Consider the following 554-nt stretch of genomic DNA (forward strand, 5'->3'; position numbering starts at 1 on the left):
AACAGTCGGTCACGCCGGACCGGATTACTGATGTGCACATCTCCCATACCCATGCCGAATTTGTAATCTTTGATATCCCGAAAACTGGTCTCGATACCCCAGCGCTGGCCGTATAGTTGCAACGCCTTGGCGGCACTCAGATCGGTCCGGTTACTGGCCAGAAACCACGCGTCTTTCATGCCACTCTTGTGACAACAATAGACCCGCTCGACAGGCTGTCGTTGCCCAGTGAGCTCCACCTCCTTGAGGGTTCGGGTGCGCCCGGTCGGCGTTAGCCAGTCGCGGGCGGGAACCTGCTCTCCACCAGAGTAACCAACCAAAATATTTCCTTTAAATCTAATGATATAGGCAAAGCCTAGCTCTTGTTCCAGGCGCTCGAACAGCTCCATGTAACCAAACCCACGGTCAGCGACTACCGTCACGAAGATACCTTCTGGCAGGGTCTGCTTGAGTTTGGTGAGCAGCTCTTTCTCATGGGCATTGCGTTGCCCTTTGAGCAACGATTTTCGATGGGTTTTCCACAGCAGCGGAGTACTGCGGCCATGGTTGGTTTG

At 54.2% G+C, this 554-nt stretch carries 1 protein-coding gene; it reads right to left on the reverse strand.

Annotated elements, in window-relative coordinates; genetic code table 11:
• The coding region (locus OKC30_RS21355) for an IS4 family transposase (RefSeq protein WP_270671216.1) at positions 1–554 on the reverse strand (554 nt) is incomplete at both ends.

The organism is Aeromonas sp. QDB18 (genome assembly GCF_027705325.1).
Taxonomy (GTDB): domain Bacteria; phylum Pseudomonadota; class Gammaproteobacteria; order Enterobacterales; family Aeromonadaceae; genus Aeromonas; species Aeromonas caviae.